Source organism: Mucilaginibacter ginsenosidivorax (genome assembly GCF_007971525.1).
Taxonomy (GTDB): Bacteria; Bacteroidota; Bacteroidia; order Sphingobacteriales; family Sphingobacteriaceae; genus Mucilaginibacter; species Mucilaginibacter ginsenosidivorax.
Map to the genome: position 1 here is coordinate 1,112,319 of NZ_CP042437.1, position 14,878 is coordinate 1,127,196.

Here is a 14,878-nt window from a genome sequence, read left to right on the forward strand (position 1 = left end):
TTTATAGAGCCAATGGGTAATTTCCATTGAAAATTATTTTTGCGTTTATCGGTATTCAGGATAACCTGTATTTTGGTTTACTTAACTGATATTTTCACCTTCTGCATGATGTTGCGGGATGAATTACCTAACTGAAGGATGTATTCACCGGCTTCGGTATTCCATGCTTTTTTTAATGCATCATAAAATGCCAGGTCGGCAACTTTCACCTGCATTTCAATTGTTTTTGTTTCGCCGGGTTTTAAAAATATCTTTTCAAAACCTTTAAGCTCTTTTTCAGGGCGCAAAACCGAACAAACCGGATCGCTCACATATAATTGCACAACTTCCGCCCCGTAACTTTTTCCCGTATTCTTAATGGTGAATTTTGCACGGATGGTTTCACTCTTTCTATAGCTTGATTTATCTGTAGAAAGTTTGCTGATAGAAAAATCAGTATAGGAAAGGCCATAACCAAAAGGAAATTCGGGTTGAATTTTCTTAGTGTCGTACCAACGATATCCAACCAGTATGCCCTCTTTATAATCAGCCGTCAGGTCTTTACCCGGATAAGTATTTAATGCGGAAGCAGGAGAATCTTTTAACGATACAGGAAAAGTAAATGGCAATCTGCCTGATGGATTTACAACACCTTTTAACACGTCGGCCAGTGCATTGCCGGCCTCTGATCCGTTAAACCACGACCAAACAACCGCGTGGTTCGATTTTTTAATTTCATTAAGATCGTATGGGGCACCGGCCATAATTACAATAATGGTGTTAGGATTAGCGGCTGTAACCGCGTTAACCAACGCTTGCTCTCCAAAAGGCAGTGCCAGGGTTTTACGATCATGACCTTCGCTTTCATATTCACGATTGGAACCGATACATAAAATGGCAACATCGTTGCTTTTTGCAAGCACTACCGCCTCATCAATCAGCTTTTGATCGGGCCAGTCATAGCCACGATTTTGTTCGTCACTATTACTTGCAAGATAATTTGCTTTATAGCCTTGGGCAAAGGAGATGCTGGCCGTTTTACCGAATCTTGATTTTATGCCTGCCAACGCGGTAACCTCATTTTTGGCTTTTACACCAGCACCGTACCCGCCCAAAGCAAATGTGCGGATGGCATTATCACCGATGACTGCAATGCTTTTAATGTTACCCGCTTTCAAAGGCAATAAATGGTTGTCGTTTTTTAGCAAAACGATGGATTCTGAGGCAATATCATAGGCAGTTTTGGCGTGTGCCGCTGTAGCAATAGATCCTACAGGATGATTGTTACTCATGGAGGTGTGGTACATTACCCACAAAATCCTGCGTACCTTATCGTCAATCGTTTCTACCGGAACCTGGCCTTCCTTAACAGCTTTTAGTAACGGGCTCGCAAAATACCATTGATCATACGGCCCGCTTGACCCCATTTCAATGTCCAGCCCGTTGTTGGCCGCTGCAACGGTATGATGTGTCCCAGACCAATCTGACATGACCACGCCTTTAAAGCCCCATTCGCTTTTTAACACCTTATTTAATAAAAAATCATTCTCGGAACACCAATAACCATTTAGTTTATTGTAAGCCGACATAATGGTGTAAGCATTCCCCTGCTGTATGGCTGCTTTAAATGCCGGGAAATAAATTTCTCGCAAGGCCCTTTCTTCAACTATCGTGTTTACGCTGTCGCGGTTAAGTTCCTGGTTATTGGCGGCAAAATGTTTTATACAGGCTGCTACATGCTGGCTTTGAATTCCTTTTACAGCTTGAACAGCCAATTGGCTGTTCAAATAAGGATCTTCCGAATAATATTCATAGGTACGGCCGCAAAGGGGCATTCGGCAAATATTGAATGCAGGTGCAAGCATTACATTTTTTTTACGGGCATTTGCTTCTTCCCCTATAACTACCCCATACCGGTTGGCCATTAGGGGGTTCCATGTGGCTGCTATTGCCGAACCATTTGGTAAAAACGTAGCAGAATCGGTTGTCCAGTTAGCCGATGCCCAATCAAAGCGCTTTATTTCTTCACGTACACCCAACGGGCCGTCATCGCAGGTGAGCTCCGGGATACCTAAACGATTTACACCTGCCGAAGAAAACAGCGCGTTGCCATGGAGCATGTCTATTTTTTCTTCCAGCGTCATTTTGCCGACGATGCTATTAATCTTCGCTTTAAGCGCAACCTCACTTTTGTTTTGTGCCGAAACGCCGCCGGCCACTAAAAATGCCATAAAAAAGGCAATGGTATATTTCATAAAATATTATTTCTTTTCTTCTTATCGGTGCTTTTTACCTGGTTGCGGCAAGCGCTGGCCCATATCCACATAGCGTGTAGTTGAAATCTTATTTTGACAGGTAACGCAACCCATAATGTTCTAAACATTTTTGAGTGAAGTTCTTAATAAGTACCAAGCCCTCGTTAAGTGTTTTTTTCGAGTCAGGCGATATGATAGGGTTACTGAAGAAAGCAGGGTGCTCCTTAAGCAACATACCAATCGTATCAAAATTCTCTATCAAAGCTTTAATTTCACTTTCATCTAATTCCGGCGCTTTTGAAATAATTTGATTTTCCATGTTCTCTTTTTTTAACCAGGTATCATTCGCCGCGGCAACCGTCATGCGCTCAAATAGATCACCGTTGATTTCCATCATGTTGAAGACAGAATTGTCAGAGTTAGAAAAAATGCCGGGACCTCTCAGTAAAGGCCCCAGGCATCCACTTATATTCAACTAAACTCTCTCTTATTTAATTTTCACCAGAAAACGGTACTGACTAATATGTTCACAGCACCGCTATTCCAGAAAAAGCTTTAATCTAACCTTACTGGTTATACACTGCTTTAATGGCATCCATCATACTGATCAAGCACCTTACCTTGCTCCCAAAAGAAAGGTTTAACGGTTTCACCGAAGCGGCGGTACCAGCCCGTTTTGATCGAACATCTACTTATAAATAGCATCAATAAACCAGCAACCGGGCTTAATAAAATTTCCATTCATCAAACAAAAAACCCTCTCCATAAAATACAAAATAGATATTCCCCACTCCTTTAGGTATGTTCAGTTCTATTTGCTTTGAGAGCGTAGTCCAGTCCTTCGCATCACACATAAGGGAAACAAGAGCCGGGCCTTTAAGATTATTTACATAAACATCAATTCTACCTGTTCCTTTCACCCGGGCTTCGAATTTGGAAGGAATCTGTTTGCTAAAATCGGCACCCCGGACCATGAGACATTGTTTATCTATTTGCCCTTTGGCAACCATATTACCCACAGTACCAACAGTATCGAACTGGACGTGCCCCGAAGTACCTGCGGTGGTTTCTGCTTGCTGCACAACGAACGGATTTAATAGGTGAGTTTGTGACGGACCTTTAAAAGTTCCGTTGATCATAGGGATATTCACGCCATTCCCTTCATCCACCGTTGCTTCTTCGATACCCACATTACGAAAACCGCCCGCAGTGTTAAAATAATCCTGTAAATACATGGCATGGTAAGCAAAATACCATTTCCCTTGAAACTTGAACAAGTGAGAGTGATTGTTTGTCAAAGGACCTATTTTGTCACCCACGTTTTCGCCAGGATTTCTAAAATAATTATCGCGATACTGCCAACTATTCGGATCTAAGGGTGTTTTACTCGTCATATAAGATATGTTGCATGCGGTTGGTTTAGCAATATTGCTATAAGGCCATACGGTGCGTTCATCCCAATTTGTACAATAGCTATAAACCCAGGTTCCGTTGATATAGTTAAGGTCGCTGGCCTCGTTAAAATAAGGAGCGGGTATCTTAGAAATACTGCCGGCCAAACTGATCATATCCGCTCCTAATTTGACGATTCTGGCATTATCCGGCATATACTTTGTTTTAGGCGTTCCGGCTCCAAAAACAAGCCAGCCTGTACCTTGGCCGTCAATCACAACTCCGGGATCGTATGGAACATCGACATCCACACCGGGGACAGAGCGGTCGACTAAGTTCTTTCCTAATGGGTCTTTCCAGGGGCCAACGGGAGAGGTGGCAGTAAGCATGGCTGTGCCAAAAGCGTTATTGGAGTAATACATATAGAAATGCGTTTTACCATCTGCTTCCATTCTGGATTCAATAGAAGGCGCCCAGGACGAAGCATTCCATGGCGCCAGTACTGCTGTATTTATGAGGCCATGATAAGTCCAGTTAACCATATCAGCGGAAGACATCATGACCAGTGCACGGATAGACTCAGCACTATTGTGTCCATTCTTTCCTACCTTCTCATACTGTTGGTTATCATTCGTGGCATACACATAAACTCTTCCATTGTATTCTATAGCTGTTGGGTCGGCCGTAAACATAAAATCTAATAAAGGATTCCCATTATTGGTGAGAAGTTTCGGCGAAACTCTTGCGAATTTTGCTTCCAGATTTTGATTATCTGGCTGTGAAACTTTAATTTGTTTGGTATCACCATTCGAAGCTTTGATAGTCACTATAGCATCGCGGCCAGCCCCCGTGTTGTTAGCTTCCGCATTTAATTTAAGCATAACATTTCCCGGACCTCCCGATGACTGACTTATCGTGAACCATATAGTTGAGCTATTGGTTGTCGCTGTCCAAGTACCATTGCTGGTGATAGAAACATTAGAACTACTTCCTTCCGACCCAAAAACAACTTGCACAGACGAAACAGTGAATTGAAGTTGAGGTTGAGGCGCAGCCTGTTTCTTATTACAGGAAAAAGAAAGCAATGTGAAAAAGAGTTGTAAGGCTAAAAATATACCAAGACCCTTTCTCATATTTATTATATTGTTCATTTTTGTTAGTTTAATTTATATTTTCATAATCAATACCAATCATGTACGTTAAGAAAACGGTACTGTGTAATCTGTTCACAGTACCGCTATTCCAGAAAAAGCTTTAATCCAACATTACTGTTTATATCCAGCCACAAGGGCATTATACATACGCTGGTCTTTTATCACATTATTAGCCCTGTCTAACATTTGCCCTACCTCCCAAAAAAATGGCAGCATACCATTCGTTTTAGCTGTTTTGGTCACATATTTTGTCCAGTAATCCACAGACCTGTTGTGCATCAACGTATCCTTAGGCATAGGATTATGAGGGTCATTCCTCCTCATGGTTGAATATTCACCCAGCACCACAGGGATACCTTTATCAACAAAATCCTGTTTCATCAATTGGTGTTGAGCAGCGATCGCAGCCTCTTCTCCATTTCCAGGGGTGTTGTTGCGGTCTGGCTCAATAGTAGAAACATTTCCAGCCCCCCAGTAATAAACCATTTTACCCCAGCTTGCATCTGCATCCATTAGCGTAAATTGAAAAGGCGTATAGTCGTGCACCTCGAGCATCAACTTGTTAGGTACCGGGTCGTGAGGCATAGTAGTCATCAAAGTATGGGTTATAGAAGTATTAGTGTGAGGCCCCTGCACAACCAGCACCCGGTAAGCGTTCCTGCCTCCGGTAGAGCGAACTGCTTTGATGAATGTTTCGTGATAACCATTGAGTATGGCCATTTGCCCGGCATTATCAGCCTTGGCTTCATTCGTGCCGGCAAATATAAGGTGCTCGTCAAAATTACGCAAGGTTGTAGCAATCTGCTCCCAAATCGCCTTTTGCATTGCATTAACGGAATCTTTCTTTAACGCGTTGACATTATCTTCCAGCCAGCCAAGATCCGCGTGAGCATTTACTATCACATACACACCATTATTCACACAATATCCAACCACCTCTTTCACTCGCGCAAGCCATGCAGGGTCAATAGTTGCCTTTTTCCGATCGCTTAAATGGGTCCAAACCCAGTTCATGGGAATCCGCACAGCACTGAAACCTATTTGCTTTACAAATTTCACCTGGGCGTCGGTAATTTTACCAGTCACCCAATCACCATCGTTCGGGGAGTCCATGGTATTGCCAAAATTCATTCCCATTCCCGTTCCCATTTTTGCAGCCAGTTGCACGGCAGTACTGGCCACTCCAGTCATGTCTGGCGCTATAGGCGATTTATTATAACTTGGGTATAAGGTGGGGGCCTGGGTAACCGTCAACCTTCTTGCCTGCCCGTTTGACGAACTTATGTTTAAAATGGCAGACTGGCTTGCCCCGGTGCCATTTGGCGATGTCACTGTTACATGAATAACGGTACTGCCGCTCGTGCCGGATGTAGCACTTAGTTGCAGCCATGAAAAAGCAGGGTTGCTTATGTTCCAGTCGGCATTGCTGGTAACGGTAATGTCCTGACTTCCACCATCAGGCGCAAACATCATGGTCGACATACTAACCATGAGTTCTGGAGCCGGACTTTTCGCCTTTTTACATGCGAGAAGTGCAATAATCGCAGTAAAAAATATTACTGATTTAAAAAAATACATTTTTTTCATTTTTGTCTTAATTTTTATTGAAAAGAGCCCTCTGAACAATACTGTTCAGAGGATTTTTTCTTCGGCCACAATAGGCGTATTAACGGAACGGTTTATACTAACTAAAGCTGCCTATCTAAAGCCCTGCACCTTTTTTCAGCGAATCTGATATTTGCTTACATCCTGCAGTATTAGTTGCCCGGTCAAATACGCTGCTGGTCATAAAAGCGGCAGTACATTATTTGCTTTGGCCTTTTGTTAAATAATTAAAAAAATGCCTCTAAGAACTTACCGGCAATAAAACGGATCGGCCGGATATCCTTTTAATTTAGTGGCGTTGCGGTCTGGCTCAATAGTAATGCGTCCGCCCTGCATGTAAAAAATTTAATGATTTATTTTCAACCAACTTCAATGATTGAAGGAGTAATTTGATTTTACTCCTTCAATCTGAACTATATACAATCCTGATTTCATTGAAGATCCCATTGATAATTAGCTTAAAAATTTATTGTCTCTACTTTTCTTCCAGGTATATCAAAAGTGGAAACAAAAAATGATTGATCAGAATTTACAGCTTCACCTTTAAATTCGTTAACAAATAGAATTTGGATAAATCTTAATTGAATTGTCACATGATTGGTTCGATTCTGTCGCCAAGCTTACTTCGTTCCGGTAATTACAAAATTGTCAAACATTATAGCATTGGCACTCAAAGTATTAGCATTCATTCTAAGGCTTATTGTTTTATAATTTCCTGAAGGCAAAGCAACCGATTTTGCATCTCTATTCCACCCTGCACCACTGGCAACTGTAGGTAGAGTTACCCAGGAAGCACCGCCATCAATACTTGCTTCAATTTTTGGTACTACAGCATCTCCTTCATCTTCAACAACAAATTCATAAGACAGCTTTAAATTTGTAAAACCAGCCACATTGATATTAGGTATAGTAACAGCAGCGCCTTTAAATTCTATTTTCAATAGAAATCCGTTACCCCACCCTTGACGCAAATTTATTTTGGCATCGCCATCGGTTTTTAAATTTACTCCACCATTCCATGTTCCTGCCTTTGTAGATGGGGCAAATGAATACATATAGGCATCACTCACGTAGGCTACATTTGATTCAAAATTTTCGGCATACACAGTTTGCTGTGCTTTTGCTAACATCCCTGTTGTAAGAGCCCAAAATAATAGTGCGATTTTTTTCATTTTACTTGAGTTTTAAATATTGTTAATTGTTGTTTAAAAATTGTTCATTATTTGTTTGAAAAAATTGCAGAAACATCCCCTGCAAAAAAATACGGGCATGATATCTTTTTTTGCCCGCTATGATAGGGGCTCAATTGTACGTTGATCATTTTTTTACTGTTAATTTCGTGGCTCCAAAATCCTGCTCCGTTTTGCGAATCCAATGCTTTCGATTGGTTAAAAAACCCCACGGCTATATGCTGCCGCGGGGTTATAAATTATTTAATTTTCACACACCTAATATTGTCGATAGCGGCATAAAAACCAGTTTCAATAGACGAAGAACCAAAATTTTGAAGGTACATATCATAAGGATTCGCACCGGTAGGACCTAATAAATCGCTTATGCGGGTAATTGATACACCATCGCCCAATTGGTCAACTGTTGATTTGAACGCAGATAAAGGAATAATTACGGTTTCCCAACCTCTCGTTTGAAAACCAGCTTTACTACTTTTCCATGGCTCGTAACGCGCAACATAAGTGTCACCTGCAAATCGAGTTTTAATAAGAAGAGTACCTCCCATCCATGGCTTGGCCACACTTATGTCAAATTGAAAAGCCCAGTTTGCAGGAGGATCTGTAATATTTGCCACAGGCACCCAGTGATTACCCGTATTAGAATTACCCAATGGGATGTCTTGCTTAGCACCGGCAGCTAAAACAGGGTTATCTTTAGGACAATCAATAACCATCATCTGACTATGATCTTTTCCCATGGGACCATTAAATTGGGGATATTCCCACTCCCCGGTTAAATGTTCAAATTGGGCCCAGCCAAAACCAAAATTATCACCCCACTCAAAATCTCCTAAAAGACCTACTTTATCGTTATTTTGAGTATTTACTTTATTAACAGTAGAAGCCGTTCCATAACTGGTAACAATGGTCACTGGCCCACTTGAGTAGCTGTTCTCATCAGGAGCTACAAATTTCACATAAGCGCCACGTGGACCTTCTGTAAAATTAGTAATAGTAGCACCGCCAAAAGAAAATGACGAGATAGTCTTAAGGTAAGCACCATAAACATAAACCGAATCGCCAAGTTTGGGATTAACGTAGGAAATGCCGGTAATGATTGGCTTCGCAGTTATGCTATCCATGGCCGTACCAGATTTAGCCGTTACTATTACCAGTTTGCTGCTTTGTACTCCGCTCGGCATCACAAACCCAAGAGAGTCTCCATACAAAGTTGTATTAAAATGTGGAACGGGGAGTCCTCCATACGTTAAGCTCTTTACAAATAGCAAATTCCCACCAAAAAGATAAACCGAATCGCCCGGGGCGGCAAATACATCTGAAATGCCCCAAACAACAGGCGCTGGCGGACCCAGTTTAAAATTGAACGAGGCGGCCCCCCCTGTTGTTGTAACCTTTACTGTATAAAGCTTCGCTGTGTCAATAGTTGAAAACGTTATCTGGGGAATTTGCACAACAGCGCTATTTTCCGCAAATAATACAGAATTGAAAGTTGCGGGTACGCCGTCAAATTCTATTCGGGTTGCACTTTTTAAATTCTGCCCGGTTATCACCACCCATTGGCCCTTTGGAACGGCACTGGTTAAAACAGTGTCATTGGGTGAAGCAACATAACTCCTAACGCCTGTAATTACCGGTGGGTTAGAAGAGCTCTCAATATTTTTTTTACAAGCTGGCAATAAAGCCACCACCATCAGTAATAGCGGCAATAAATACAAGCGGATGTCTAAATTTTTTTTCATGTTAATATATTTTTAAATGCTAAAAATTAATAATAAGGTACCGGTGGATCCAGCAATTTGGGGTCGGAGACCATCTCAGATGCCGGAATTGGCAGCCTAAATGAGCTTATAGTTGCCGGAAGCGTAATTGGTGGCGCAATTGAATCTCTTGTAGTTTTTTTTGTTGCAGGGTCATAAGTAAACGAAATACGGGCATGATTAACATCCGCACTATTAACGAACTGCACGGCATTAGCCGGATCATAATAAGAATATCTAACCAAGTCTATCCAGTATTGCCCTTCATAAGCAAGTTCAATTCTTCTTTCTTTAAGCAATGTTGCGGCGTTCAGCGAAAGAACAGGATCTACGCCAGCCCTTGCGCGCACCAGGTTGAAATATTTAAGAGCATCCCCATCGGATGTAGAACCATTATTCCCGAGAATAGCCTCGGCATATACCAGGTACACATCGGCCAACCTAAGAATTGTATTGTGTTCAATATCTGACCAGGCATCCATTGATGGCGAATTGTTATCTTTTTCGGTGCCAATAACGTGTTTCTTCAAGCCCGGCTGGGTTGCCTTATAACCACCATCGATTTGATCTAATTCTGGATAATGATCCCCGGTGAGCATAAAAGTAGCTTTGCGGCGTATGGAATCTTTATGGGAATAATTCAGGTATAAATCGTAGGTTGGCTGCAGGGGCTCCCATGCGCCTCCCCGTTGAGGGACAAGGATTGAATTTGGCGAAAAAAGGAGTTGTATGGCGTTGCCATTTCCATAACCTGTGCCCCCAACCCATTGTAAAGAAAATAATGATTCAGGGTTATCGTTATTTGCCGGCCTGAAATAGTCATAATAACCTTGATGGTTCGGATCATTCTGCCCAAAAAGCTGTAAATTGCTATTTTTACACACGTTGCCCGCATACTTTTTGGCACTGTCAAGCAATTTCTGGTCGCGCTGCCCGCCACTTTGGCCTAAACCTGCCATTGTTAAATACACCTTGCCCAGCATCCCTTGTGCCGACCAGGTAGTTACCCGGCCTTTGTCATCCGTTTTTGGGAGATTATTTGCTGCATAAGTCAGGTCGTTAGCAGCGAATTTATAGACATCTGAAAGAATATTGCGGTTAAGCAACGGATCTTTTATCAGTTTGCTGTTATCTTCGATAATTGGTACATCTCCAAAATAAACCGCCAGGTGATAATAAGCTACGGCACGTATAAACCTTGCCTCGGCTATAGCCGCATTTTTGTCTTTTGCCGAAATGGACGAAGACGCCTGTTTCTGTATAGCATTAATAACGCCATTACATTGCCCTACGGTATTGTACAACCCAACCCAGCCATTGGTCATAAGATTATTTGAGCTGGTAACGGTACGTGTAAAAAGCTGTACCAGATCGCCGTTATACGGAAAACTGGCGTTACCGGCCAATACGTCGCCAAGTTGTATCCAGGCCTCATTGCTGAATTGCCACCAGGTTTGACCGCCGTACAGGCTTGCTGTAGCCAGCCGCAAATCGGAAGTGGTTTTATAAAAATTAACAGAACTGATCTGCGAGTTGGACGGGCGGTCCAAAAAACTCTTTTTACATCCGGCTATTGCGGCTGCAAATAACAGGACGACGATAATTTTGTGAATTGATCTCATAATCATATATTTTTAAATCGTTGATCGTTTTTTTATTTTAAGGTTATGTTTGCACCCATGGTAACTACCCTTGGCTGCGGATAATAACCGCCGTCCCAACCTGCCTGAAGCGGGTTCCACGAGCCTATCTCAGGATCCATGCCCTTATATTTTGTAATTACAAATGCATTAGCCACAGTAGCAAACACCCTAACTGAATGCACGCCTATTTTGGATAAAAGGCTTTCTGGCAACCTATAACCTAAGGTGATATTTTTGCAACGCAGGTATGAAGCATCCTCAAACATCAAACTATTAGGACGGTTATTACCGTTGGTGTTATCATTTCTCAGGCCTACAATCGTTGTATTCGGGTTGGTAACATATACATTGTTAACATCGGAGGCGGAGCCGTTAGGATCTACCAGAGCCAGTTTCGCATAGTTTAGTACCGATGTAAAAAAAGTGCCATGATTTCCCGGATCGTTTTCCGGTACAGCCATTTGATTGAATACCTTGTTGCCATAGCTGCCACTGAAGAAAATATTCAGATCGAAATTTTTGTAGGTAAATGTATTGTTGATACCGTACTGGAATTTTGGGAGCGGCGAGCCTAAAAAGGTTTCGTCCCTTGAGTCGATGACACCGTCGCCGTTCAAATCCTTGAACATACGATCGCCGTACCAGATACCTCCTCCTGCCGCAGAAACAGGATAGGGGTTACCGTTTGCGTCAGCAGGCCGGGCATGAGTTAGAAAATCACTTGGCTTTGAAAAAATCCCATCAAATACATAACCATAAAATTCGCCAATGGGCTGGCCCACCACTGTTTTTTCTACTATGTCGTTAACCTGTGGAAGATAAGTTTTCTGGCTTAAGTTAGCCTGGTCTCCACCAGCACCTAAACTGGTCACTTTATTAATGTTCCGCGATATGGTAAAACCGGTTTTCCAGCTAAAATTTTTAGAATTAATATTTGTAGAGTTGATCTGGAAGTCGACCCCTTTGTTACTCAGCGAGCCGACATTGGCATAAGGCGCTTGCATGGCCCCCGGCCCCCAACCCGCTACAGTAGCTGAGTATTCCGGAAGCGGCACCTGTAATAAGAGACCATGTACTTCGCGGTCGTAAACATCAAGTGTAAAACTTAACCGCCCATTAAAAAATGTTCCGTCAATTCCTGCATTATAATAATTGGTTTTTTCCCACCTCACGTCCGGATTTGCCAAATTGTTTTGAGACTGTGCGGTACCTGATAAGCTACTTGCAACCGTGTTAAGTTGGGTTACAAAGGTATTGCCCGGTATGCCCTGGTTGTTAGTTACCCCATAACCAAGCCTTAGTTTCAATTCATTTATACTCTTCACACCTTTCAAAAATGTCTCGTTATTAATTTTCCAGGCGAATCCACCCGAATAGGTAGTAACCCAACGATGGTTGCTTGGAAAATTTGAAGAACCATCATTCCGTACGTTGCCTGTTAGCATGTATCTGTCATGCAAGGAAACATTGAAACGGCCGAACCAGGATTCTTGTGCAGAACCGCCGGTAGGGGTAGATTGTGAATTATCGCCGAAGTTTGTGGCCGTGGTATAATCACCGGCATTGATTGCCTGCACATTGTCTGAAGCAAAATTCCTTCGGTAGGCGCCAACATTTTGGAAAGTGCCTTCCTGCGATTCGTGCCCTGCTAAAGCATCAATATGAACTGGTTTGAAATTATGATAGTAATTTAAAAAGTTGCGTATTACCGTATAAAAATTTTGGTAGGAATTAGAGGAACCATAGTTCTGGCTGATGTTACCTTTACCAAATTTAAAAGTTGGTGAAAACCTATCTTCTGTACTAAAATCGAAGTTACCGGATAGCTCACTCCGCAGCGACAGTTCTTTAGCCAACTGTATTTCGGCATATACATTACCGAATATTTGATTCCTCCTTCTTTGGTCTTTGATAAGTTTTGCTAATGCCACCGGGTTGGGAAAAGCTGCCACCCAACCGTTGGGGTCGGTTTGACCACCATAGGAGCCGTCTTGGTTGACTACCGCAATATCTGGAGTAACGCTTAGCGCGGTATTGATTACACTATTACCGGTCGCAGCTACATTTTCATCAACATGCACCAACTGAAGGCTCGTTCCTATTTTTAGCCATTTAGTTGTTTTGTTATCTAAATTCAGCCTTACCGAGGATCTTTTAAAATCAGAGCCAAGGGCTATCCCGGTCTGGTCAAAATACGAGGTTGACAGTAAATATTGGGTTCTGTCGTCTCCACCGCTTACGGTAATTGTGTGGCTCATCTCGGGCGCTTTCCGGAATAATGCTTTTTGCCAGTCGGTACCGGGGCCTAAATATTGAGGATTGGCAAATTGGGGCCTGAAATCAAACCCCCAGGCAACAGACCGGTCGTTAATGATAGACGCAAACTGCGGCAAATTCACCGCAGGCATCCGCTTTGCTATTTCCTGGTAACCGCCATAAAGATCATACGATATCTGCGGTGCCCCGGCTTTACCCCTTTTTGTAGTGATAACAACTACGCCATTGGTTGCCTGCGAACCGTATATGGCTGTTGCCGAAGCATCTTTCAATACATCTATTGATTCAATTTCGGCAGGATTGATAGTATTTAATGGATTTGAACCGCTTCCGGGATCACCCACCGGTGGAATAATAATACCATCTATTACGTACAATGGCGAATTAGAGCCGGTTATCGACGACACGCCACGTATTTGAATTGATACCCCGCCACCAGGCTGGCCCGACACCTGTTGAACCACAACCCCTGCAACTTTGCCCTGCAAGGCCTGGTCAAAAGTAGTTGGCTGCGTTTGGCGCAAACTGGCTCCTGATAATGAACTTATAGACCCTGTAACGTCTTTTCTTTTTGCCTTAGCATAACCAATAACAACAACCTCGTTCAAATTGCTGGAATTTGAACTGAGCCTGACGTTAATTGCACCGGCTTGCTTAACAGTTATTTCCTGTGGCGCATAGCCTAAAAAGTTAAAAACAAGCACTTTGCCTGGCTCAGCGGCTATATTATAGCTGCCATCAATGCTGGAGATTGTGCCCAGGACTGTCCCTTTAATTTTGATGCTTACGCCCGGCATTGGCTGGCCATCGTCGGCGCCTGTTATTTTCCCCGTAATACTTACGGTTTGTGCATGTGCAGATATATAAAGAAATATGCCCGCGATAATTAATGAAATTTGGTATTTCACTCTCTTTTGTAAATTTTTATCCATCTTTTAAAAGGATTTTAAGGTTTGATAATTGGTACATTGGTGTTTGGTTAGTAATTAATTGGTTTTTCTCTCATTCATAATTTATTTTGCTATCGCATTTTAGATAGCCCAAAACAACCTTTGAAAACTACTTTACTGTTAGTTTCGTTACATGGAACAGCTGCCTGAACAATCAGTTAAAAAACTTCAGGTGCAGTCAGACGCATGTTTACTAATTCAAAAAAAGTTAACTGTTGGTCCTATTGGTTATTGGTGGAACATTGTTCAAAAGCAACATCTTTAAATACATTACCTTGAGCTAATATTCCGGGGGATGAAACTATGATTGTTAAAAGGAAAGGACTACCGAATTTGATAATGAATACGACCCAAAATGTTAACCACTTTATAAAACACTGAAAATCAATTATTTAAATTGATTTAAACAACTTAACTTTCATGTTTCCTTTATTTTTTTGCAAAATATTGACTTCAATGACAACAATCGGGAGTAATTGGATGTTACAATGCAGACAAGAAAGGGCTGGCAATAAATCGGGGAAACGCATCTAAATAGTTAACGGCGATAACCTGTTACTTAATAATAGCTAACGGAATAAGCTTATGACGTTGGTAAGATATAACCATCAAACGATGCCTCGTTTTTATTGGCTGATCCGGGTACCAAAGGGGCTTGTGTTGGCCAACAACA

General features: G+C 42.1%; 8 protein-coding genes. All 8 read right to left on the bottom strand.

The features are described 5' to 3' along the window. Positions 1 to 77: 77 nt before the first annotated feature. The 8 genes from FSB76_RS04450 to FSB76_RS04485 all read right to left on the bottom strand — a co-directional run bounded on the left by FSB76_RS04450 (position 78) and on the right by FSB76_RS04485 (position 14,187). Positions 78 to 2,234 carry a glycoside hydrolase family 3 C-terminal domain-containing protein gene (locus FSB76_RS04450; protein WP_147052379.1) on the bottom strand — a complete coding sequence of 719 codons (2,157 nt, stop codon included), beginning with the start codon at positions 2,232 to 2,234 and terminating at the stop codon, positions 78 to 80. Between the two features lie 88 nt (positions 2,235 to 2,322). Beyond that, the gene (locus FSB76_RS04455) at positions 2,323 to 2,631 is read right to left on the bottom strand and encodes a hypothetical protein (RefSeq protein ID WP_147052380.1); all 309 of its coding nucleotides are present in this window, start codon (positions 2,629 to 2,631) and stop codon (positions 2,323 to 2,325) included. A gap of 328 nt (positions 2,632 to 2,959) precedes the next feature. Continuing rightward, a complete protein-coding gene (locus FSB76_RS04460) occupies positions 2,960 to 4,777 on the bottom strand; it encodes a family 43 glycosylhydrolase (RefSeq protein ID WP_225976422.1) in 1,818 nt (605 codons plus the stop codon). A gap of 114 nt (positions 4,778 to 4,891) precedes the next feature. Then, positions 4,892 to 6,367, bottom strand: coding sequence for a cellulase family glycosylhydrolase (locus FSB76_RS04465; protein WP_147052381.1), 1,476 nt, complete (start codon positions 6,365 to 6,367; stop codon positions 4,892 to 4,894). Positions 6,368 to 7,005: 638 nt separating this feature from the next. After that, positions 7,006 to 7,557, bottom strand: a complete 552-nt coding sequence (locus FSB76_RS04470; protein ID WP_147052382.1) for a hypothetical protein — start codon at positions 7,555 to 7,557, stop codon at positions 7,006 to 7,008. A 257-nt stretch (positions 7,558 to 7,814) separates the two neighbouring features. Then, positions 7,815 to 9,317 (bottom strand): glycan-binding surface protein, encoded by a 1,503-nt coding sequence (locus FSB76_RS04475; protein ID WP_147052383.1) that lies wholly within the window; start codon positions 9,315 to 9,317, stop codon positions 7,815 to 7,817. A 26-nt stretch (positions 9,318 to 9,343) separates the two neighbouring features. Further along, entirely contained in the window at positions 9,344 to 10,957 is a 1,614-nt protein-coding gene (locus FSB76_RS04480; protein ID WP_147052384.1) for a RagB/SusD family nutrient uptake outer membrane protein, read from the bottom strand. Positions 10,958 to 10,989: 32 nt separating this feature from the next. Further along, the gene (locus FSB76_RS04485) at positions 10,990 to 14,187 is read right to left on the bottom strand and encodes a SusC/RagA family TonB-linked outer membrane protein (protein WP_147052385.1); all 3,198 of its coding nucleotides are present in this window, start codon (positions 14,185 to 14,187) and stop codon (positions 10,990 to 10,992) included. Between the last annotated feature and the right edge of the window lie 691 nt (positions 14,188 to 14,878).